We start from the raw sequence: 21,372 nt of genomic DNA, 5'->3' as shown, positions 1-21,372 counted from the left end.
GGATTTTCGGGCTGTTTCTGGTAGGGTCCGCCGCTCTTTTATGGGCTGCTGTCGAACGCCCCAGTTTTCAAGGAGTTAGCAGTCATGGCGTGGAAGTGCGACCTCTGTGGGAAGCGTCCGCTGGTGGGTAACAACGTCAGCCACGCGAACAACAAGACCAAGAAGCGGACCCTCCCGAACCTGCAGAAGCTGCGGGCGAACGTCGAAGGCCGCATCGAGCGCGTTCTGGCCTGCACCCGCTGCATCAAGGCGGGCAAGGTGACGAAGGCCGCCTGAAGTCCCGGGGCCTTCCGGTGGGCACGATGCGCGCTCGAAAGTCCGCGCTTCCGCCCACCGAACGGCTCCATCCCCGTGCGGGCGACCTGGACCTCCTCTCTGTCGAGGCGGTCGTCCGACGGTTGCATCAAGAAGACCTGATCGCCCTTCGAGCGGTCCGTGAGGCCTTGCCGTCCATCGCGGCGGCGGCCCGGGCCGTCGCGGATGCCTTGCGCGCCGGAGGTCGGCTGCTCTACGTGGGCGCCGGCACCAGCGGACGGCTGGGCGTGCTCGATGCCAGCGAGTGTCCCCCCACCTTCGGTGTCCCGGCCACGCGCGTCCAGGCGGTCATCGCCGGGGGTCGGCGAGCCCTGACGCGCGCGGTGGAAGGCGCCGAGGACGACGCGGACGCGGGGGCCCGGGCGGTGAGGGCCTTCCAAGCGACGGCGCGGGACGTGGTGTGTGGAATCTCCGCGTCCGCTTCGACGCCCTATGTCCGGGGGGCCCTGGACGAGGCCCGCGAGCGCGGAGCGCGCACGGTGTTGGTGTGCTGCAACCCACCTGGGAGCCCCATGCGGGCGGACACGGTGGTGCTGGCGCGCACGGGGCCGGAGGTGGTGGCGGGCTCCACGCGACTGAAGGCGGGCACGGCGACGAAGCTCGTGCTCAACGCCATCACCACCGCGGCCTTCGTGGCGCTGGGCAAGGTGTACCGGGGGCGGATGGTGGACGTGCGCCCGACGAACGCGAAGCTGCGGGCCCGCGCGGCGCGCATGGTGGCGGAGTTGACGGACTTGCCCCCGGCGCGGGCGAAGGTGCTGCTCACGGCCGCGGGCGACAGCGTGAAGGTCGCGCTGGCCATGCACTTCACCGGGCTTCCGGCGGCCCAGGCGCGGCGCGAGGTGGAGGAGCAGGGCCTGCGAGCACTGGACCGTCCAGCGCCGAAGCGGAAGTCCGCGACGCGCCCCCAACCCGGCGGGGTGGATGGAACCGCTCGGCGCACGTCGAGCGAGCCGCGGCGCCGTCGCCCCCGGACGCAATCCGCCCGGCCCGGGTCAGCTCCCCGACCGTGACCTGGAAGGTCCGAGCCGGCGCCTCCGGACCTTGGTGACGCGGCCCGAGCTGAGCCGCCCCCGAGCCAAGCCCGAGCCAAGCCCGAGCCAAGCCCGAGCCAAGCCCGAGCCAAGCCCGAGCCAAGCCCGAGCCAAGCCCGAGCCAAGCCCGAGCCAAGCCCGAGCCAAGCCCGAGCCAAGCCCTCGGGAGTGGAGAGGGACCCTCGCGGCGGGCCAGCCGCGTCGGGGCCGCACTGGACGGACGTGCAAGCCCCCTCTGGAATCGAACACAGGACCCTGCGGAACGTGAACTGGAGACACCCGGAGGGCGCCGATCCTGGACACCCGGGGCCCCCCCCGGTCCCGGGGACGGCGAGCGTCGGGGGCGGGCTCTAGACTGAACGCATGCACCCCGCCCCGCCCCCCTCCCCTTCCCTGCCGCCCCGGCTGTGCGTGGGCGTGCTGTCCGGCACCAGCGTGGACGCGGCGGAGGCGGCGCTGTGCCGCGTGGAGGGCACCGGCGTGGACGTGACGCTCCAGCTGATCGCGCACGTCTCACGGCCCTTCCCACCGGAGTTCGTCGCGCGGGTGCTGGGCCCCCAGGACGCCCGGAGCCTCTGCGCGCTCAACTTCGAGCTGGGCGAACGCTTCGCCGAAGCCGTGCTCGCCGTCATCGCGCGCGCGGGCGTCCCCGCCAGCGACATCCACGTCGTCGGTTCGCACGGCCAGACGATGGCCCACCTGCCATCGGACCTGTCCCCCATCCCCTCCACGCTCCAGATTGGCGAGGCCGCGGTCATCGCCGAGCGCACCGGGCTGCCCGTCGTCAGCGACTTCCGCACCCGCGACATGGCGGTGGGAGGCCAGGGCGCGCCGCTCGTGCCGTACCTGGACTGGGCCGTCTTCCGGAACCGCGAGCGACCGGACCTCCCGCGCGCGTTCCTCAACCTGGGCGGCATCGCCAACGTGAGCGTGGTGGGCGAACACCTGGACGACACGCTCGCGTTCGACACCGGCCCCGCGAACATGGTGCTGGATGGGCTGGCGCGCCGGGTGTCGGGCGGACAGCTGGAGTGCGACCGGGACGGCGGCCTGTCGTCCCGGGGGAAGGTGGTGCCGGGGCTCCTGGACGAACTGCTCGCCCATCCGTTCCTTGCGCGTCCCCCACCGCGCAGCGCGGGCCGCGAGGGCTTTGGCGAGGCGCTGGTGGACCGGCTCTGGGCGGCGGCCCCGGACCGGCCCTACGACTTGATGGCCACCGCGCGCGCGTTCACCGTGGAGGCCACCGCGCGTGCCTTCGAGACCTGGGTGCGGCCCCGCTTCCCGCGCCTGGAGGCGGTGTACGCATCGGGCGGCGGGACGCGGAACCCCGTGCTGATGGCGGACCTGCGGGCGCGGCTGGCCCCCGTCCCACTGGAGCGGCTGGACGTGCTGGGCTTCCCCGAGGAGGCCAAGGAAGCGGCCCTCTTCGCCCTGCTCGCGGCGGAGCACCGGGCCGGGACGCCCGCGAATGTTCGCCCCGCAACTGGCGCGAGGCGCCGAGTCGTTCTAGGTAAGCTGACACCGTGAGCAGCGTGAACCTGATGGCCCGTGAAGTGGCCGCGAAGATCGTCTTCTACGGCCCGGGCCTGTCCGGGAAGACGACGACCCTGCGGAAGGTCTACGAGACCGTCCGCCCGGCCCACCGCGGAGAGATGATGTCCATCGCCACCGAAGGCGACCGGACGCTCTTCTTCGACTTCCTGCCCGTGAAGGTGGAGCGCGTGGGCGACTGCTCCGTGCGCCTCGCCCTCTACACCGTGCCCGGACAGGTCTTCTACAACGCCACCCGCAAGCTGGTGCTCCAGGGCGCCGACGGCGTGGTGTTCGTGGCGGACTCGCAGGCGGAGGCCATGGACGCCAACCGCGAGTCCCTGGCCAACCTGGAGGAGAACCTCCTGGAGAACGGCATCCGCCTGGACCGCTTCCCGCTGGTGATGCAGTGGAACAAGCGCGACCTGGAGAGCACCCTGTCCGTGGAGGAGCTGCGCCGGGAGCTCAACCCGCGCGGCGTCCCCGACTTCGAGACCGCCGCCACCAACGGCCGCGGGGTGCTGGACACGCTCAAGACCATCACCCGGCTCGTCATCAAGGACCTGCGCGCCAAGCGCATCGTCCCGCCGCCCCGTCCCGCGCCGCCCCCGCCCGGGACGGCCCCCGCGGGCCTGGAGGCGCAGCTCGCGCAGCACCTCACCCAGCGCCAGCCCCCGGCCGCGTCCCTCTCCCCCACGCCCGCGCCCCGGACGCTGACCGCGCCCGCCCCGCCCCGCGTGGAGCCCGCCCCCATGCCGGCCCCCGCGGCCGTGGTGAACACCGCGGCCCGCCTGCTGGGCGCCACGAGCGCGCTGGCGCCAGGGGACCTGTTCGATCACGCCCGGGCCGCGGAGGCCGCCTTCGTCGCCGCAGACTACACGACCTGCGTCACCGCCTGCACCGACGCCGTCCGGCGCGCCATGGCCTTCGCGGGAGAGGGCACCCTGGCGCAGCAGGCCTTCCTGCTCCACGTGGATGGCGCGGACCTGCTGCGCTTGCAGGGCCTGTCCACGCAGCCGCACCTGCGCGTGGATGACGCGGCCTTCTCGCTCTACGTCCTGATGCAGGTCTTCGTGCGACTCAACGCCGTGGGGCTCCCGACCGCGGGGTGATTCAGGCGCGGCAGGAGCCCCCACATCTCAGGGGCACGGCTCCCGCGCGGGAGCCCAGGAGGCAGCCCCTGCATGTTGCGTGTGAAGACCTCGGTGAAGCCGTCGCGGATCCACGGCCTGGGCCTCTTCGCAGAGGAGCCCATCGCCCGGGGCGCCGTGGTGTGGACCTTCGACGCCCCCGTCGACCAGCGCTTCGGGCCCGGTGACGTCGCCCGGATGAGCGCCGCCGCGAAGGCGTTCCTGTCCCGCTACGCCTATTGCGAGCACGGCGCCCTGGTGCTGTGCGGCGACCACGCGCGGTTCATGAACCACTCGGACGCGCCGAACTGCGGCAACGACGCGACCCGCACCGCCACCGTCGCGCTGCGAGACATCGCGCCCGGGGAGGAGCTCACGGACGACTACGGCGCCATGGAGGACCCCTGGAGCGAATTCGAGGGCATCATCGAATCCGAGCCGGTCCCCGCGCCCCACCCGGTGCACTGAGGCCCCGCGTCAGCGCGGGTACGTCAGCTGGAGCAGCCCCATGCGGTGCAGCTTCGCCAGCGTCTTGAGCGTCTCCAGCTCCCGCGCGGGGCTGGCCAGCACCAGGGTGGACACGTCCCAGGTCCCGCTGACGAGCCCGGCGATCTGCCGCTCTTCCGGTTTGAGCATCACCATGGCCTGGGGGGACTGGATGAGCTGGGGCACCACCAGCGGCGGCAGGTCCGCGTAGAGCGCGGCCACGTGCTCGCGCTGCACCAGGCGCGCGAACTCCCGCACGCGCCGGTCCGCCGGGTCGCTGGCCAGCAGCGACGCGCACACGATGCCGGCCGCGTCGTACTGGCCCTCGCGCATCAGCACCGCGCCCTTCTCCAGCATCTCCGCCACGGGGTCCGCTTCCACCTGCGGCGCGCCGTCCACCTCCACCAGCTTCGCGCGCAACAGCTCGTGCACCCGGCGCGTCACCGACGAGCGCGACACGCCCATGGACAGCCGGAGCCGCCCCAGGTTCTGCGGCGTCGTCGTCAGGCCCAGGATGATCCGGTGCATGAGCGGCTGGCTCGGGCTGGGCGGCGCCAGCGCCTTCACGCTCAACGCGTCGATGGGCAGCGCCTTGTCCACGTCCCCCTGCTCGTCCACCCAGCGCAGGGACTCGAAGAGCAGCTCGCGGATGCTCATGTCGGACGGCACCCAGTCCTCACCGGTGCGGTCCGCGTCCTCCGTCCAGTGGAACGTGCCCTGTCCCGCGATGGTCAGGTCCGTCATCGCCGCGAACAGCTCCTCGCGGCCCAGGTCCCGCACCCAGCGCGCCTGCACCCCGTGCGCGTCGAAGGCCGCGTCCACGTCCGGGGTGCGCGCCAGCTCGTCGAAGGCCGCCAGCACGCGCGTGCCCGCCGCCAGCTTGGGCAACGACAGGAGCCGGGCCACCCGGCCGCGCAGCCCTTCGCTCGCGGTGGCGCCCACCTGGCCGGACAGGAGGAACAACTTGCGCTCGCCTGCTTCCCACGACAGCTGCAACGTCCCCGTCTTGCGGGAGCTGTCCAGCCATTGAAGGAACTCGGGGAGCGGGTAGCTGAAGAGGTCGCCGTGGATGGCCATGCGTGTCGGATTCGAGGATACAGTCCCGGGCCGTGCGCGTCGCGGTCCTGTTCATCGATGGGGTCGGCATCGGACGGAAGGACCCGGCCGTCAATCCGCTCGCGGACCGCGACCACCTGCTGTCCTGGTTCCAGGACGCCCCCGCGCCCGCCCTCCCCCACGGCGGCGTCGGCCTCGCGGTGGACCCCACCTTCGGCGTGCCCGGCCGGCCCCAGTCCGCGTCCAACCAGACGGCCATCCTCACCGGCGACCCCGCCCCCGTCCTCGTCGGGGGCCACGTGCTGGGCTACCCCAACACCGCCCTCCGGGAGCTGCTCGCGGAGCGCTCCATCGTGCGCCGCCTCAAGGCCCAGGGCCACACCGCCACCTTCGCCAACGCGTACCCCGCGCCGTACCTGGACGCGCTCGGCCTCCCCCGGCGCCCCTCCACGTCCCCGCCCGAGTTCACCCTGCCCCCCCGCGCCGCGCGCAAGGTGCGTCCCTCGGCCGCGAAGCTCGCCTTCGCCGCGGGCGCGGAACCCCTGCGCACCCTGGACGACGCGCGGGCGGGCGACGGGCTCACCCACGACATCACCGGCGCGAACGCGCGCGCCCATGGCCTGGACGTGCCCAGCCGGACGCCCCAGGAGGCCGCGGCCCTCTTCTGGCGCATCACCGCCGGGGCGGACTTCACCTTCTTCGAGCACTACCTCGCGGACGAGGCGGGCCACGCCCAGGACTTCACCGCCGCGCGCGCCGCGCTGGACACCGTCGACGCCTTCCTTCGCGCCGTCACCGCCACGCGGCCCCCGGACGCGCGCGTGCTGGTGTGCAGCGACCACGGCAACGTGGAGGACCTGTCGGTTCGCGGACACACCGTGCACGCCGTCCCCATGCTCTACTTCGGCCCCTCCGCCCCGGAGCTAGCGTCGTTCACCACCGTCGCGGATGTGGGCCGCGCCGTGATGCGCTGGCTCGGGGCCAGCTAGAGGGGCGAGGGATGCGGGTGGGCGGCACTGGACGATGGGCCCTCCTGGTCGCGGCGGCGGCCCTCCTCTCCGCGTGCGCCGCCCAGAAGGCCGCGGCCCCGGACGCCACCCTGTCCCTGTCCGGCGGCGAGTTCATCGTCGCGCGCGCCGCCCAGGACCCCCAGGGCGCGCTCATGGTGCGCATCGCGGTGGAGCGCGCCAGCCCCCGCCTGTCCCGCTGGGGCACCTTCCACGAGCCCGTCACCCTGGTCCTCCACCCCAGCCACGCCGCCCTGGAGCGCGCCGCCAACCGCCCCGGCTACGACTTCCTGCGCGCGTGGGCGCGCTACGAGCAGGTGGAGGTCCAGAGCCCCCGCACGTGGACGCGCGGCGGCGCCAACCAGAAGCAGGTGGACGAGCTGCTCCTGCACGAGCTCACCCACAGCCTGATGTGGCAGTCCTCCGCCACCGTGTCGGACTGGACGCGCAAGGGCATCCCCCTGTGGTTCAGCGAGGGCATGGCCTCGTACACCGCGGGCCAGGGCTACCGCGTCCCCAGCCTGGAGGACCTGTCCCGCTTCCTCCACGACTTCCCCCAGGAGGATCCGCTCGCCCGCGCCGAGGCCCTCTACGAAACCCAGAACGCCACCGTCTACGGCGCCGCCTACCACGCCTTCACCTTCCTGATGGAGCGCTACGGCGAGGCGCGCGTGCGCGGCATCCTCACCGCCATGCGCCTGGGCCAGGACTTCACCGGCGGCTTCCAGACGTCCATCGGCCTGCCCGTGGACGCCTTCCTCCGCGACTTCCGCCGCTACGTGTACCTGCGCGGCTTCAAGGGGGGCCGTTTGACCCTCCCCCCGCTCCGGCCCCGCCTGGATGGCCGGGGATTTCCACGGAATCCTCAGCTACCAGCGGCTCCGACCCCACATTCGCCCACTTCCAGCCCGCCGGACACAACTCCCGTGGGCACAAGTCCGACAAGTTGAGCGTGCCCGCTATGCGCGGGCCGCCGGAGGATTGACCCGTGACTGACTCCAAAATCAACCGCCCGAACCGCGCCCCGGCTCCCGCCACGGGCTCCACCTCCGCGGACCCGGCGAAGCTGCTCGCCCAGAAGAACGCCGCCGCCGCGAAGTCCGCCGCCGCGCGCCGCAACCAGTCCGCCTTCGAATCCACTCCGGGTCCCACGGCCCGCGCCCCGGTGGCCGGCTCCGGCACGCTGGCCCGCTCCGCCAACGCGGGGGCCCTGCTGGGCGCCGCGCCCACCCAGGCGGTGCGCTCCGGCGCGACGGTGGAGAACCCCACGGTCCGCACCATCACCTTCACGTACGACGCGGGCCCGCACGCGCAGCTCACCCACCCAAAGCTCAAGGGCAGCTGGGACGCGGACGGCCGCTACAACGCGCAGTGGTCCTCCGGCGGCATCCCCATGAAGTCGCTGGGCAATGGCAAGTACGAGGCCACGGTGAAGGTGGCGGACGACGGCCTCGCCCGCAACTGGGAGTGGGGCGTCAGCGTGGACGGCCCCGCGGGCAAGGACCAGTGGGCGGTGATGGGCGAGGGCAACCTCAAGCTGGACCTGTCCAAGTCCACCGCGTCGTACTCGCCCACGACGTACCACCAGATGGGCGCGCAGCGCTCCGGCAAGGACGCGTCGTTCAAGTTCTGGGCGCCGGACGCGCGGGCCGTGCAGGTGAAGGTGACGGACAAGCAGGGCCGCGAGCAGCGCATCCCGATGACGCGCGACGAGGGCGGCAACTGGACCGCGCAGGCGAAGGGCGCGTGGGAGCAGCTGGAGGGCAAGGCCTATGTCTACGAGGTCGTGGACTCCACGGGCGCCACCAGCGACCGGCCGGACCCCTACGCGCGCCGGATGATGGGCGAGCAGCGCGGCCTGGACCGGCTGTACCTGGACCCCACGCGCGGCAAGGAGGTGGACCGCTACTTCACCGGCGCCACCGGCCTGATGCGCTTCGACATCGACGAGGCGGAGACCGCTGACAGCGCCTACCTGGTGCTCAAGGACGGCGACGGCAACCCGCTCGACAAGAAGCAGCTCCAGGAGCGCCTGGGCTCGTTCGACGACACCCTCATCGACAAGCTGCGCGGCGGGAAGTTCAACGACTTCTGGTCGCGCAACGTGACGGATGACGGCCGCATCAAGATGACGAACGAGGGCGGCGCGTGGACCACGCTCGTCAATGATCCGGAGAAGCTCGCCGGCCTGCGCTACGAGTTCCAGGTGTTCGACAAGGACGCCCAGGGCAAGCTCCACCTGCGCTCCGACGTGAACAACGACGGCAAGGTCTCCGACGCGGAGCGCCTGGCGTCGTCGGAGAACGACCCCTGGAGCGACCTCATCACCGTGGGCAGCGGCGTGTCCTTCCGCGGCTCCGTCATCACCGACCCGACGACGTTCCAGTTCAAGAACGACGACGTCCCGCGGGAGAAGGATCCGTCGAAGTGGGTGGTGTACCAGCTGCACGCGGGCAGCTTCCTGGGCCAGGCGGGCAACGCCAACCGCTCCACCATGGAGGACCTGATCCAGAAGCTGGATTACTTCAAGGAGCTGGGCGTCACCACGCTGGAGCTGCTGCCCACGAACGAAGTCGAGGGCGCGCGCAACTGGGGCTACCTGGGCGTCAACAGCCTGGCGACGGAGAGCTCCCTGGGCTTCGAGGACGAGACCGGCAAGTGGGTGGAGGGCGATGAGGCGCTGAAGCGCTTCATCGACGCGGCCCACGGCAAGGGCCTCAACGTGGTGTCGGACGTCGTCTACAACCACGTGTTCGGCGACTACAACGGCCTGTGGAACGTGGGCGGCCCCAGCAACCCGTACTTCAACTGGTCCAAGGAGCCCGGCCAGTTCGAGCAGCGCGACACGCCGTGGGGCTCCGTGCCCGCGTACGACACGCCGCAGGTGAAGCAGCTGTTCGTGGACCACGCCGTGCAGCAGGTGTCCGAGCTGAAGTTCGACGGCCTGAGATTCGACTTCACGGAGCCCATCAAGGGAGTGGGCGGCAAGGCGGGCTGGGACATGCTCCGCGAGATCAACCGCCAGGTGCACTTCCTCAACCCCAACGTGTGGACCGTGGCGGAGCAGTTCGACTACGACCCGGCCATCTCGCGCCCGGCGCAGCCGGACGGCACGGGCGGCGGCTTCGACGCCCAGTGGTACACGGAGTTCCAGCACCGGCTCATCAACGACAACAGCAAGCCGGGCCTGGTGCAGGCCGCCGCGCGCGGGATGAAGACGGACGTGGACGCGTTCGTGAACCTGATGACGTCGCCGCGCGGCCTGGACAGCTGGAAGAACGCGCTGTCCATCATCTCCAACCACGACGAGGTCGGAAACGCGCAGCGCACCATGAACACCGCGGAGGGGGAGAACGCCACCGACTTCCCGGACCAGTGGACGCGCGGCGCCGCCCGCTTCGCCGCCGGCATCGGCATGGCCGGCCCCGGCATCCCGATGTTCTTCCAGGGCGACGAGTTCGGCGCGCAGAACGACTTCCGCTGGGGCAACCCGTCCACCTGGGACAGCGACTGGAGCTGGCAGGACGTGGGCAAGGACGTGGACTTCGGCAAGGTGACGTTCAACGACACCACGAAGGCCACCTACGAGCGCCTGTTCAGCCTGTCCCCGGACGCACGCACGAAGGACAGCGCCTACAAGGCCTTCTCCGCGGATGACCGCAAGCTCTTCAACGAGGTCGCCAGCCTGCCCGCCTCCGAGCGCAAGGACGCGATGCTCGACGTCACCCGCCGGCAGAGCTTCACGTTCTACAAGGACGCCATCGGCCTGAGGAACAGCAGCGGGGCCTTCAGCGCGGCGGCGGAGGTCAAGCGCGTCTACACCCACAACGACGACAGCGTGATGGCCTTCACGCGCAAGGCGGGCAACGAGGAGTTCCTCGTCGTGGGCAGCCTCAACAAGAAGAACCTGGAGGGGTACGCGCTGCCCCTGCCCCCGGGCCAGTGGAAGGAAGTGCTGAACAGCGACGCCGCCGCGTACGGCGGGAGCAACTTCGGCAACTACGGCGCCACGCTGAACGGCGGGAACACCCCGGTGAACATCCCCGCCGCCGGTTACGTGGTGATGAAGAAGGTCGGCTAGGGCTTCGCCTTCGCCTCCGGTCCGGCCGCCTGTGGTGAGGCGGCCGGGCTGGGGAGCAGCGGCGGGCGGTCCTTCCCCTCCATCGCCCGCTGCAGCTCCAGCTCCTGGAGCAGCACCGCGGGCGCCACGGTGGACACCGGGACGTTGCCGCTCTCCGCGCCGCAGAAGCCGTTGAACACGCCCAGCCGCTGGCCCGTGGCGAGGATGCGGTTCACCGACGACAGCGGCGTACCGACGATCTCCACGCCTCGCACCAGCGCCTCCTCGCCCGTCTTCACGTCCACGCGGTACACCCTGCGCGGAACGCCCTTGAAGGCCTGGTAGCCGTAGCTGGACGTGTTGGTGTTGCCGCCGGTGATGTCGCGGATGATGAGCCCGTACGGCTTGCCCTGCCGCTTCGCCTCCGCGACGAGCATCTTCTTCAGCTCCGCGTCGCTCACCTGCTTCGTGCTGTCCACCAGCAGGTTCGCCATCCGCGCCACCGGCTGGAGCGTGCCCTGCCCTCGCCCGTGGCCGTTGGACTTCGGAAAGCCCTCCACCGGGTGGCGGCTCATCAGGTAGCCCTTGAGCTCGCCCTTCTCCACCAGGCTCACCGGCTGCCCCTTCACGCCCTCCTCGTCGTAGAGGTAGTAGCCGTTGAGCGGCTCGCCGTTCACCTCGCGCTTCGACGGATCATCCCGCAGCGACAGGAAGGCCGGGAGGATCTGCTTGCCCTCCTGTCCCTTGAACGTCTTGCCGTCGGTGTCGCCATCCTGCCGGTCCGCCTCCAGGCGGTGGCCCAGCGTCTCGTGGAAGAGCACGCCCGCGGCCTCCGGGGCCAGGATGGCGGGCCCCGCGTACGGCGTGATGGCCGGCGCCTGCCGGAGCGCGAGCAGCTCGTCGATGACCTTCTGCGCCGCCGCGTGCACCTTCGCCTCGTCCGGCATCCCCGCCTCGGTGGGCAGGTAGAAGCTGCGCGAGTCGTCCAGCAGCTGCCCGTCCGGCGCCCGCGTCACCGCGGAGACATGGAACGCGTACAGCGTCTCCTCCGTGATGAGGCGCGTGCCTTCGGAGGACACGAACAGGCGCGTGGACTTGTCCGCGGTGACGCGCACCTCCGAGTCGAACAGCTCCGGGTGCGCGTTGAAGCGCGCGGACACGTCGCGCGCCAGCTTGCGCCACTTCTCTCTGTCGAATGGGAACGGCACCGGCGGCTGGACGTAGGTGGCGGGCGCCTCCTGGGAGAAGGACGCGGGCCGCTTGGGGTCCTCCACGGAGTAGACGTCCTCGCCCTTCTTCTTCAGGTACTGGAAGAGCGCGGCCTTGTACTTCTCATCCGTCACGAGCCACAGCGCCGTGCGCAGCGCCAGCGGCGAGTCATCCAGCGGCCCGTCCTTGCGCGCGGTGTAGCTGGAGCCCTTGCTGGTGCTGAAGCCGAAGTCGAGCGAGTCCGCCACGGAGCTGTCGTAGTCGTAGCTGCCCACGCGCACGTCCACGCCCAGCTTGCGCTCGCGGTAGTCGTCGTCCTGGAACAGCGCCCCGTAGCGCGCGATGATCAGCCGCGACTCGTAGTCCTTCACGCCGTAGCTCAGGAAGTACGGCGCTTCGTGGCCGTTCACCTTGAGCTGCTGCTGGTTGCGCGTCAGCTCCGCGCTCATCGCGTCCAGGAGCTGGGCGCGCGGATCCTTCACGGGCGCCGCGCCCATCAAAAGGGACGCGGCCAGGGACAGCGGGAACAAGGGGCGGAAGGCGCTGGGCACGGGCGCACTGTAGCCAAAAACAGGCGAGGGCCCTCCCCTCACGCGCCAGGCGTGAAGCGAGGACCCCTCTGCCTGCAAGCCCTGCCCGCGGGCCCTACGCCTTGACGATCTTCTCGCGGCCCTGCGTGACGGCCTTGGTCGCGTTGCGCGTGTCGACGACGATGTTCGAGCGCTGGACCAGCTCGTTGTAGTCGATGTGCGAGTGGTCCGTGAGGATCATCACCGCGTCGTACTGCTTGAGCTTCTCCGGTTCCAGCGGGACGGACTTCATCTCCATGTTGAAGCCGTGGCCCTTGTGCAGCTCCTTCACGAACGGGTCGTGGTAGCTGATCTCCGCGCCCTTCTCCTTGAGGAGCGTCATCACGCGCAGCGACGGGGACTCGCGGAAGTCGTCGATGTCCTTCTTGTACGCCGCGCCGATGCAGAGCACCTTCGCGCCGTTGAGCACCTTCTTGTTCTGGTTGAGCGCCTCCATCGTGCGCTGCACCACGTAGTAGGGCATCTGCCAGTTCACCTCACCGGCCAGTTCGATGAACTTGGTATGGAACTCGAACTCGCGCGCCTTCCACGTCAGGTAGAACGGATCGATGGGGATGCAGTGCCCGCCCAGGCCGGGGCCCGGGTAGAACGGCTGGAAGCCGAAGGGCTTGGTGCTGGCGGCCTGGATGACCTCCCACACGTCCACGTTCATGCGGTCGCAGAGCATCTTCATCTCGTTGACCATCGCGATGTTCACGCAGCGGTAGATGTTCTCCAGCAGCTTGGCGAGCTCCGCCACGCGGGTGGAGGACACCGGCACCACTTCCTTCAGCGCGCTGCCGTACAGGGCGACCGCCACCTCGAGGCACGCGGGCGAGTAGCCGCCCACGACCTTCGGGATCGTCTTGGTGTTGAAGCCCTTGTTGCCCGGATCCTCGCGCTCGGGGCTGAAGGCCAGGAAGAAGTCCACGCCCGCCTTGAGGCCGTTCTTCTCCAGCAGCGGCTTCAGCACCTCCTCCGTGGTGCCCGGGTAGGTGGTGGACTCCAGGATGAAGAGCTGGCCGGGGCGCACGTGCGGCGCCAGGGCCTCGCCCGTCTGGATGATGAAGCTCATGTCCGGCTCACGCGACGCGGTCAGCGGCGTGGGCACGCAGATGATCACGCAGTCCAACTCGCGCGCCTTCGCGAAGTCCTTCGTCGCCTTGAGCTTGCCCGCCTGCGTCAGCTGCGCCAGCGGCGCGCTGGGGATGTGCTTGATGTAGCTCTCCCCCTTGCCAATCTTGTCGATCTTCCGCTGGTCGACGTCCAGCCCCGTGACCGGGAAGCCCGCTTCCGCGAAGGCCATGCCCAGCGGAAGACCGACGTACCCGAGCCCCACCACGCCCACCTTCGCTTCCCGATTCTGAATCCGACCCAGCAACGGGTTGCCAACCATCACGCGCATTGTCGTTACTCCCAGCAGTTGACGCGCGGCCTCGCCGGCTCGCGCGCCCCGACCCACACCATTCACCTGAAGACGAACACCCACCCCAGCCATGCCGGAGGCGCCAGCTGCCTCCGGAACTCCACCGACACCGCCGGCACCACGCGCCCATATCCGGGCGAGTAGCGCGACGGCACGAGCGAGGTCTCCAACCCCCGCCCGAAGAGCACCCACCCCACGGGTGCCTCCGCCGGTCCAATCTCCAGGGCCCGTGCCTCGAAGGCCTCCGGGCCCTCCTGCACGCGCCCGGCCCGCGCCATGACGGCCGCCGCGGGCTCGCACCACCGCGCCTGCCCATCGGGCAGATGCAAACGTCCCACCACTTCATGCCGGCCCGTCCCGATGAGCCGGTCTCCCACGGCCAGCGCCCGCACGTGCCGGTCCAGGAAGAAAGTCCTCTCGATGCCCACTGGAGCCGGCAGGTGGCGGTAGCCGTCGTGGCGCACCACCAACCGGTCGTGCTTCGCTCCGGGCTGGAAGGCCACGACGCGCGCCCGGGCATCCTCCGGCAGCGCGAACAGCCGCGCCGGATCCAGCGGGGCCTGCTCCTCCCCGTCCACCTGGAGCGTGTTGTGCGCCGCGGTGCTCCGCATCGCGTTGCGCAGGGAGGGATCCCGCGTGTACGTGCCCGTGCCCGGATCAACGATGACCGGGCGCCCGTCCACGTGGAGCTCGAAGGAGAGCTTGTCGTTGTGGCTGTGTCCCCCGACGCCGCGCTGCCCCTGCTTTCCGGCGGAGACGGTGAGCACGACGCCTTCGCCGCGCAAGATGTGGAAGCCGCCTTCCGCGAAGCTCACCGACGCGGGCACCGGCGCCGCGGGCAGCGCGCCGAAACGCATCAGGCCCGCCTCGCCCAGGAGCCACGCCGCCTCGTCCGGGAACACGCCACCGGCCAGCCCCACGTCGTTGAAGAGCGCCGCGCCCAGCCCCGCGAGGTAGCCGTGGTCGCCGTCCGCGCGGTCCTGGAACGGAAACACGCGGCCGGAGTCGTTGTCTCCAATCTGCGGCGCCAGGCCTTCTTCCGAGGACCAGGCGCGGGCAGCGACGAACATCAATCGCAGACGCGCTTCGTACCCGGGCCCCAGGGACACACCCGCGCCGCGCGTGACGAGGAAGGCCAGGGTGAACAGCTCCACCGACAGGCGGTGATAGGGAATGGAGCCCTCGAAGGACGTGCCCTCCGGATGCACCTGCGCGTCCATCTGGGCGCGCAGGCCGTTCGCCGCGAGCGCCACCTGGCGCGGGGCACCGGGCAGCTCCGGGAAGAGCAGGCCCACCACCGCGAGCCCCACGTAGTTGGAGACGAGGTGGTTGTTGGGCACCGCGCCGCCGTCCTCCAGGTGGGCCTCCACCCACGCGCAGTGCTCCGCGAGCGCGCCCAGCACGGGAACCAGGAACTCCGGACGGCGCACCTCGGGCGCGTCCGCGAACATCGCCAGCGCCTGCGCCAGGTTCGCCGCGCGCAGGCCAATCTCCATGGGGCACGTCCAGTGGACGCCCATGCCCACGGGGTTCGCCTGGAGGAAGTCCAGCGTCTGCGCGACGAAGGCCGTGGCCAGCCGCGAGCGCTCGCCCTGCGAGTCCGCGACCCACGCGCCCTGGGCCAGGGCCAGCGCGCTGTCGAGCCGGCCCATCACCCAGGGATACTTCGGATCCATGCCCGTCACGTGCAGCGGCATGCGCTCCACGGACTCGACGGGGTAGTGCTGGCCACTCACCGGCTCCAGCGACCAGTCCACCGGCTTGCCCTCGCCGAAGGCCACCGGCGTGCCGAAGACGTCCCACTCCTGGCGGAGCGCACGCCCGGCGCGCAGCAGCGTGCGCGCCTTCGCGCCCGGGAGCTTTTCGATGGCGGCGCGAGCGGACTCACGCTGTGACAGTTCACACCAGGCCCGCGAAGTGCGGTGGTCGAGCGCCACCGTCACCAGCTCGTCGGCCCGGGTGGCGCCAAAGGACTCCAGCAGCTGGGCCTCGTCGATCTGCTCGCGGCGGCGGTAGAGCGCCTGCCGCGCGACACCTTGGACGCGGCGGACGGCGCTCTTCGCCAGTGCCCCGGGCGCCATCCGAGCCATCGTCGCGTAGTAATCGAGAGTACCCATCCGCCCCTTCCCGCCCAGCGTGACGTGGGAAGGCAATAGCAAGCGGCTGGCCAAAACCTTTTCCCTGCAAGAGCAAGGGTTTGGCTCGGCCACGCACCCGGTACGGCGGTAAAAATGCCTGTCCCGGTGGATCCCCGTGGGTAAAGGATTGCTGCCTGACGCGGAACGGAGCGCGCCACGGTGGAGCCATTGCGCCTCCATGAAGGCATGCGCATTCCTTGGGGCGTGCGGGCTGGGGCTTGGATGGGGCGGCGCATCGAGGACGACCTCGATGCCAGGATGGAAACGACGCTGACGGCGGTGGCTGAACAGGCGCTGCGCGGAGGAACGCGCGCGGGCCTGGAGGCACTGCTGAAGGCGTCCTTGCGGCTGACCGGCGCGACCGGCGCGGCCCTCTATGAAGGACGCGCGTGCGTGATGAAGCTGGGCAACGTGCCCGCCCGTCGCGCCCAGGCTCCGGGAAGCAAGGGCGTCCTGAGCGTGTGGCCCGCGCCGCTGACGACCTCGCAACGCAACGTGGTGGCGCGCTTCAACGCCTTCGCTCCGGCGCTGCTCCAGGCCCATGCGCGCGAGGTCGCGCGAGGCGCAAGTCAGGCGCGGCTCCTGGAAGCGAAGCAGCGCCTGGAGCGCGCGGTGGCCGCGCAGGACAAGCGGCGCTCCCGCGCGGCGCATGACCTGCGCACGCCCCTGATGGTCATCAAGGGCTACGTGGACATGATGCGCAAGGGCACCGCGGGCCCCTTCGGCGCGCAGGCCCAGCGCTACCTGGAGCGGATCACCAAGGTCGCCGCGGATCAGAAGGACCTCATCGACCGGCGCCTGTCGCCCCCCGTCCCGGGCCTGGAGGACCTGCGCCCCGTGCTGGAGCGCGCCTTCGCGCCCACGCCGGGCCCGGGGCGGGCCGAGCCCACGGTGATGCTGCCCACCGACCGGGCCGTGCCCGTGCGAGGCGCCCGGGCGGACTGGGAGCTGCTGGCGCGCACCCTCGCGAAGGCCACCGCGCGCGCGATGGCCGTGGACGTCCACCTGGGTCCGGACACGGAGCCCGGCCAATGGCTGCTGCGCGTCCGCGCGTGCCCCGCTGAGGCCCTGCCCGCGCGCACCGGAGCGGTGCTCCAACAGCTCGCGGGACGTCTGGGGGCCACGCTGACCGTGGCGCTGGAGCCCCGGCTGGACCTCACCCTGCGCTGGCTGGGGGATGACGCCTTCCCCCTCCCCGCTCAGCGCTAAGGGGATGAGATTGCAGGAGACGTCGGAGCGGCGCGCGAAAGGTAGGCGGAGGTCGCAACTCGCCTACCCGGAACTGCGATAAAAGGGAAAGCGGTTTTCCTTCCTGCCCCCGAAGGTCTCCCCATGAAGCTCTCCCGAAGCTCGAGCGTCAGCTCCACCAAGTCCGACTCGGCGCTGCCCTCGCCGCGCCGCTCCAACTCCGTGGATTCGAAGCCCGCCACGACGACGTCGGCCACGACGCGCCCCCAGCGTTCGAACTCGACGCCTCCGCCCGCGCGGCCGCAAGGCGACGTGGCCACTGGCAGCGCGTCCCGCACCCGTCCGCGCAACCCGGATGGCGCCGCTCGCGTGAACGGCCCGGATGCGGGCACGGTGAAGAAGCCCACGACCAACAGTGAGATCCGCGCCTGGTACAAGGAGCAGGTCGCCGGCATCCCCGCGAACGACGCGAAGCTCAAGGCGCAGGGGGTCTCCCTGGAGGGCCGCGCCAAGGCGGCGCATGAGATCCGGCACAAGGCCCGCGTGGAGGCGCGCCAGTTCATGGGCACGCTCGACGCCGCGATGCTCAAGGCGCGCGACTACTTCAAGTACGGCCGGCTGGACGGCCCCTCGTTCGACCAGCTCGTCGCGGACGCGAAGAAGAGCGGCTTGAGCGAGGCCCAGGCCTACGACAAGATCATCAACAGCTCGCAGCGCACGAACCAGGCCGTGGACAACATGTACGCCAAGCCGCAGGCAAAGCTATGAACGGTGATCAACTGCTGAAGCAGAAGCTGGAATGGGTGAAGACGTCGGACCCGCTCCACCCGCTGCGCACCAAGGCGGAGGGCAAGGAGCTGCGCCTGCGCATCGGCGACTTCCCCGAGGAGTCCATGTACACGCTGCTCGTCGACGACCAGGAAGTCACCCAGTTCGACGACTGGCCCAAGGCGTGGGTCCGCCCGCGCTGAAGGCCTGACGCCCGGGCCTTCAAGCCCGGGCCGCTGAGTCCGCCGCCCTGTCCCTCGCGTCCGCGCGAAGGACGGGGCGTCGTCGTCTCCGCCCTCCCCTGGCTCAGGTCGCGGAGCTGGGCAGCAGCTGGCGCACGAGCTCCAGGAGCTTGCCGCGCTCCACCTCGCGCTTGACCAGGTAGCCATCCGCGCCCGCCTCTAGGCCGGCCGCGCGGTCCTCGTTGCTGTCCAGCGACGTCACCAGGATGATGGGCGTGCGCCGGAACATGGGGTGGCCCTTGATTCGCCGCGCCAGGCCCACGCCATCCAGCCGGGGCATCTGCCAGTCGCTCACGACCAGGTGGCAGTGCACGCGCTCCAGCACGCTCCAGGCCTCCTCGCCGTCCGACGCCGTCACCACCGGATAGCCGGCGATCTCCAGCAGCGACTTCATCGCGAAGCGCGTGGTGAGCGAGTCGTCGCACACCAGGATGCGCGGCATCTTGGACTCGCCCGAAGCGGTGCGGGTGTCCGGCTTGGCCGCGCGCAGCAGCTCCAGCGCGTTGAGCACCGGCACCACGCGGCCGTCGTCCAGCACCGCCGCGCCCGCCAGGTGCGTGACGTCCCGCAGGTGCTTGCCCAGCGCGCGCACCACCAGCTCCTGCTGCCCCACCACCTCGTCGATGGCGTAGAGCACGCGCTCCTCGCCCAGCGACAGCAGCACCGCGGTCTGCCGCCGGCCCGACTCCAGCGCGAGCGGCATGCGCGGCAGGCCGATGGCCTCCGACAGCGACAGGAACGTGAGCTGCTCGCCGTCCAGCCGCGCCACCACGCGCCCCGCCACCGTGCCCACGTCGTCCGCGTCCAGCCGCAGCACGCGCTTCACGGTGTCCGACGGGATCGCGGTGATGGTGGTGCCCGTGCGCACCAACAGGCCCAGCGCCGCCGCCAGCGTCAGCGGCAGGTCCACGATGAACCGAGTGCCCTTGCCCGGCGTGTACTCGACGTCCGCGGAGCCCTGGAGCCGCTGCGCGGTGGCCAGCACCACGTCCAGGCCCACGCCGCGTCCCGACGTGGCGGTGACTTCATCCCGCGTGGAGAAGCCCGGCTGGAAGATGAGCCGCGCGGCCTGCGCGTCCGTCAGCTTCTCCGCCGCGTCCTGGGTCATCAGCCCCCTGCGCACCGCCGTCGCGCGCACGCGCACCGGATCCAGGCCCGCGCCGTCGTCCTCCACGATGACGCCGATGCGCGTGCCTCGCGCCTCCACCCGCACCGTCAGCCGGCCCGTCTCCGGCTTGCCCGCCGCGCGCCGGGCCGCGGGCGTCTCCAGCCCATGGTCGATGGCGTTGCGCACCAGGTGCACCAGGGGGTCCTTCAGCGCGTCCACGATGCGCCGGTCCAAGCGCACGTCGGTGCCGCCCAGCTCCAGCGCCACGTCCTTGTCCAGCCGCGACGCCGTCTCGCGCACCGTGCGCCGCAGGGGCTCCAGCACCTGCGAGGCCGGCACCATGCGCAGGTCGCGCAGGTCGTCGCGCACCACCTGCGCCACCAGCGCCTGCTGCTCGCCGTCGCGGTGCGCGTCCTTCGCCTGCTCCAGGAGCCGCTTCTGCATCGTGCGCATCAGGCCCACGCCCGTGCGCAGCGGCTCCAGCGCGGGTCCGCCCCCCGCCATGGCCAGCTGGGAGGCGGCGCGCTCCAGGTGCAGCAACACCTCATGCGCCTGATCCGTCAGCGCGCGGAAGCCGTCCGTGCGCCGGCCCTGCTGAGACCGGCCGGCCACCAGGTGCTCCACCTGGAGCGCCAGCGAGTCCAGCGTCTTCACCGACACGCGCACCGCGCGGTCCACCGTCCCGCTCCGGCCTTCGGGAGCGACCACCGGGGCCCGAGGCAGGGGCTTCGCCACCGGGGCCACGGCCCGCTTCACGGGGGGGGTCTCCCGCGCGTCATCCGCTTCGTCCGCCAGGCCCAGCGCGGCGCGCAGGTCCACCAGCGCGCCCGCCACCTCCGAGGCCGCCAGCCCCGCCGCGTCCCCGCCTTCCTCCATGCGGGTGAAGCCCAGCGCCGCGGCCTCCGCCAGCGAGGCCACCTGATCCGCCCGCACGGCCTCCGCGCTCTGGCGCAGGGCGTGCGCGCGCTCCACCGCCGAGCGCACCGCGCCGGCCCGGTCCTCCACCTTGGGAGACACCAGCCGGCCCAGGGCCGCCTCCAGCGCCGCCAGCGCCTTCACGCCATCCTCGCCCAGCGGGCCGGAGTCCACCGCGCCCTCCGACGAGGGGGCGGCGGCGTCGCCGTGGCCCAGGGCCTTGAGCAGCGCGGACACGCCCTCCACCACGGGCTGCTCGCCCGCGTCGCCCCGGTTGAGGGCGTTCTCGATGGCGGACAGGCCCCTCAGCATCGCCTCCACGGCGCCGCGTGAGATGGGCTCCTCCACGTTGACGTGGGACAGCCCGTCCTCGATGGCGTGCACGACGCGCTCGATGTCGTCCAGCCCCAGGCTCGCCGCGGAGCCCTTGAGGCTGTGCACCACGCGCTTGAGCGAAGGCAGCAGGTCCGGTTCGCGCGAGGCGGCCGGCTGCTCCAGCCCCAGCACCTTCGACCCGATGGCTTGAATCTGCTCGCGCGTCTCCGCGGCGAACACCGGCCAGATGCTGCGCAGCAACTGCGGATCCATGAAACCCCAGTCCCCTCTAGCCGCGCCGTGCGGCCGCCGGGTTGCCCAGCTGTGTCAGGTCCAGCACCGTGAGCCGGTCCGGCGTCAGGAACAGGAACGGGCCCGGCGGCGGCTGCGACAGCTCCGCGCGCGGCAACTCCCGCCGTCCATCCACCACTTCGGCCGCCAGCCCGAACGCCTCGTCCTCCAGCTCCACCACCACGACCTTGCTCAGGTCGGACATGCCGCCGCCCTCCAGGCCCAACAACTGCCGCAGGTCCAGCACCGGCACGATGCGCGAGCGCGACAACAGCGCGCCCAGCACATGGCGGGGCGCCCCTGGCAGCGAACACATGCCGCGCGCTTCCAGCACGTGGTCCACCAGGTCGATCTTCACCGCGTAGCGCTCGCCGCCCACCTGGAAGGCGAGCACCGTGACGGCCTCCTGGCGCGTCTCATGGCGCGAGTTGGCCAGCGCCAGCGCGCGGGCGTGCAGCACCTCGCGCCGCTTGTGGGCGCTCACCACCGTCGCGCCCTCGAGCAGCATCTGGGCCGCGTCGAGCGAAGCCTTCAGTTCGTCGAAGTCGATGGGCAGCAGCTTGCCGTCGTCGGTAGGCATGGGCG

17 protein-coding genes are annotated in these 21,372 nt (G+C 71.4%); 11 read left to right on the top strand and 6 right to left on the bottom strand.

What is annotated here, in order from left to right:
• The first annotated feature begins 84 nt into the window (after positions 1 to 84).
• The 5 genes from rpmB (at position 85) to GTY96_RS17195 (ending at position 4,477) form a co-directional block, all read left to right on the top strand.
• On the top strand, positions 85 to 276 hold the full coding sequence (gene rpmB / locus GTY96_RS17215) for a 50S ribosomal protein L28 (RefSeq protein ID WP_120532048.1): 192 nt from the start codon (positions 85 to 87) through the stop codon (positions 274 to 276).
• Positions 277 to 302: 26 nt separating this feature from the next.
• Positions 303 to 1,328, top strand: a complete 1,026-nt coding sequence (murQ, locus tag GTY96_RS17210) for an N-acetylmuramic acid 6-phosphate etherase (protein ID WP_235685674.1) — start codon at positions 303 to 305, stop codon at positions 1,326 to 1,328.
• Positions 1,329 to 1,712: 384 nt separating this feature from the next.
• Positions 1,713 to 2,876, top strand: a complete 1,164-nt coding sequence (locus GTY96_RS17205) for an anhydro-N-acetylmuramic acid kinase (RefSeq protein WP_161665294.1) — start codon at positions 1,713 to 1,715, stop codon at positions 2,874 to 2,876.
• Positions 2,873 to 3,991, top strand: coding sequence for a GTP-binding protein (locus GTY96_RS17200; protein WP_161665293.1), 1,119 nt, complete (start codon positions 2,873 to 2,875; stop codon positions 3,989 to 3,991). Before GTY96_RS17205 ends, GTY96_RS17200 begins: the two co-directional genes overlap by 4 nt.
• 72 nt (positions 3,992 to 4,063) lie before the next feature.
• A complete protein-coding gene (locus GTY96_RS17195; RefSeq protein ID WP_143901866.1) occupies positions 4,064 to 4,477 on the top strand; it encodes an SET domain-containing protein in 414 nt (137 codons plus the stop codon).
• 9 nt (positions 4,478 to 4,486) lie between these two features.
• Here GTY96_RS17195 and GTY96_RS17190 read toward each other — a convergent pair whose 3' ends face one another.
• Positions 4,487 to 5,572 (bottom strand): DUF4388 domain-containing protein, encoded by a 1,086-nt coding sequence (locus GTY96_RS17190; RefSeq protein WP_143901868.1) that lies wholly within the window; start codon positions 5,570 to 5,572, stop codon positions 4,487 to 4,489.
• Between the two features lie 32 nt (positions 5,573 to 5,604).
• On the opposite strand from GTY96_RS17190, the gene GTY96_RS17185 reads away from it, so the two are divergent.
• The 3 genes from GTY96_RS17185 to GTY96_RS17175 are packed head-to-tail and all read left to right on the top strand — an operon-like array spanning position 5,605 to position 10,639.
• Positions 5,605 to 6,540, top strand: coding sequence for a metalloenzyme (locus tag GTY96_RS17185; protein WP_161665292.1), 936 nt, complete (start codon positions 5,605 to 5,607; stop codon positions 6,538 to 6,540).
• Positions 6,541 to 6,551: 11 nt separating this feature from the next.
• Positions 6,552 to 7,508: a hypothetical protein gene (locus tag GTY96_RS17180; RefSeq protein WP_161665291.1), complete on the top strand. Its 957-nt coding sequence runs from the start codon at positions 6,552 to 6,554 to the stop codon at positions 7,506 to 7,508.
• A 38-nt stretch (positions 7,509 to 7,546) separates the two neighbouring features.
• The gene (locus tag GTY96_RS17175; RefSeq protein ID WP_161665290.1) at positions 7,547 to 10,639 is read left to right on the top strand and encodes an alpha amylase C-terminal domain-containing protein; all 3,093 of its coding nucleotides are present in this window, start codon (positions 7,547 to 7,549) and stop codon (positions 10,637 to 10,639) included.
• On the opposite strand, the gene GTY96_RS17170 is transcribed toward GTY96_RS17175, so the two are convergent.
• From GTY96_RS17170 to GTY96_RS17160, 3 genes are all read right to left on the bottom strand, one after another.
• Entirely contained in the window at positions 10,636 to 12,324 is a 1,689-nt protein-coding gene (locus GTY96_RS17170) for a TldD/PmbA family protein (protein WP_235685694.1), read from the bottom strand. The genes GTY96_RS17175 and GTY96_RS17170 overlap by 4 nt on opposite strands.
• 148 nt (positions 12,325 to 12,472) lie before the next feature.
• Positions 12,473 to 13,792 (bottom strand): nucleotide sugar dehydrogenase, encoded by a 1,320-nt coding sequence (locus tag GTY96_RS17165; protein WP_143902205.1) that lies wholly within the window; start codon positions 13,790 to 13,792, stop codon positions 12,473 to 12,475.
• Between the two features lie 71 nt (positions 13,793 to 13,863).
• Positions 13,864 to 15,939, bottom strand: coding sequence for a heparinase II/III family protein (locus GTY96_RS17160; protein WP_201756147.1), 2,076 nt, complete (start codon positions 15,937 to 15,939; stop codon positions 13,864 to 13,866).
• Between the two features lie 279 nt (positions 15,940 to 16,218).
• Here GTY96_RS17160 and GTY96_RS17155 point away from each other — a divergent pair, with 279 nt between their 5' ends.
• The 3 genes from GTY96_RS17155 to GTY96_RS17145 all read left to right on the top strand — a co-directional run bounded on the left by GTY96_RS17155 (position 16,219) and on the right by GTY96_RS17145 (position 18,119).
• Complete coding sequence (locus tag GTY96_RS17155) at positions 16,219 to 17,169, top strand: HAMP domain-containing histidine kinase (RefSeq protein WP_161665288.1); 951 nt, start codon at positions 16,219 to 16,221, stop codon at positions 17,167 to 17,169.
• 123 nt (positions 17,170 to 17,292) lie between these two features.
• Positions 17,293 to 17,916: a hypothetical protein gene (locus GTY96_RS37215; protein ID WP_201756146.1), complete on the top strand. Its 624-nt coding sequence runs from the start codon at positions 17,293 to 17,295 to the stop codon at positions 17,914 to 17,916.
• On the top strand, positions 17,913 to 18,119 hold the full coding sequence (locus GTY96_RS17145) for a hypothetical protein (protein WP_143901881.1): 207 nt from the start codon (positions 17,913 to 17,915) through the stop codon (positions 18,117 to 18,119). The genes GTY96_RS37215 and GTY96_RS17145 overlap by 4 nt, the downstream gene beginning before the upstream one ends.
• A gap of 103 nt (positions 18,120 to 18,222) precedes the next feature.
• Here the strand turns inward: GTY96_RS17145 and GTY96_RS17140 are convergent, their stop codons facing one another.
• Complete coding sequence (locus GTY96_RS17140) at positions 18,223 to 20,769, bottom strand: hybrid sensor histidine kinase/response regulator (protein WP_143901883.1); 2,547 nt, start codon at positions 20,767 to 20,769, stop codon at positions 18,223 to 18,225.
• A gap of 16 nt (positions 20,770 to 20,785) precedes the next feature.
• The gene (locus tag GTY96_RS17135) at positions 20,786 to 21,367 is read right to left on the bottom strand and encodes a chemotaxis protein CheW (protein WP_143901885.1); all 582 of its coding nucleotides are present in this window, start codon (positions 21,365 to 21,367) and stop codon (positions 20,786 to 20,788) included.
• Positions 21,368 to 21,372 lie beyond the last annotated feature (5 nt).

It is taken from the genome of Corallococcus silvisoli (genome assembly GCF_009909145.1).
Taxonomy (GTDB): Bacteria; Myxococcota; Myxococcia; order Myxococcales; family Myxococcaceae; genus Corallococcus; species Corallococcus silvisoli.
Note: the sequence above shows the minus strand (reverse complement) of the source record. Positions and strands in the feature narration are given on the sequence as shown.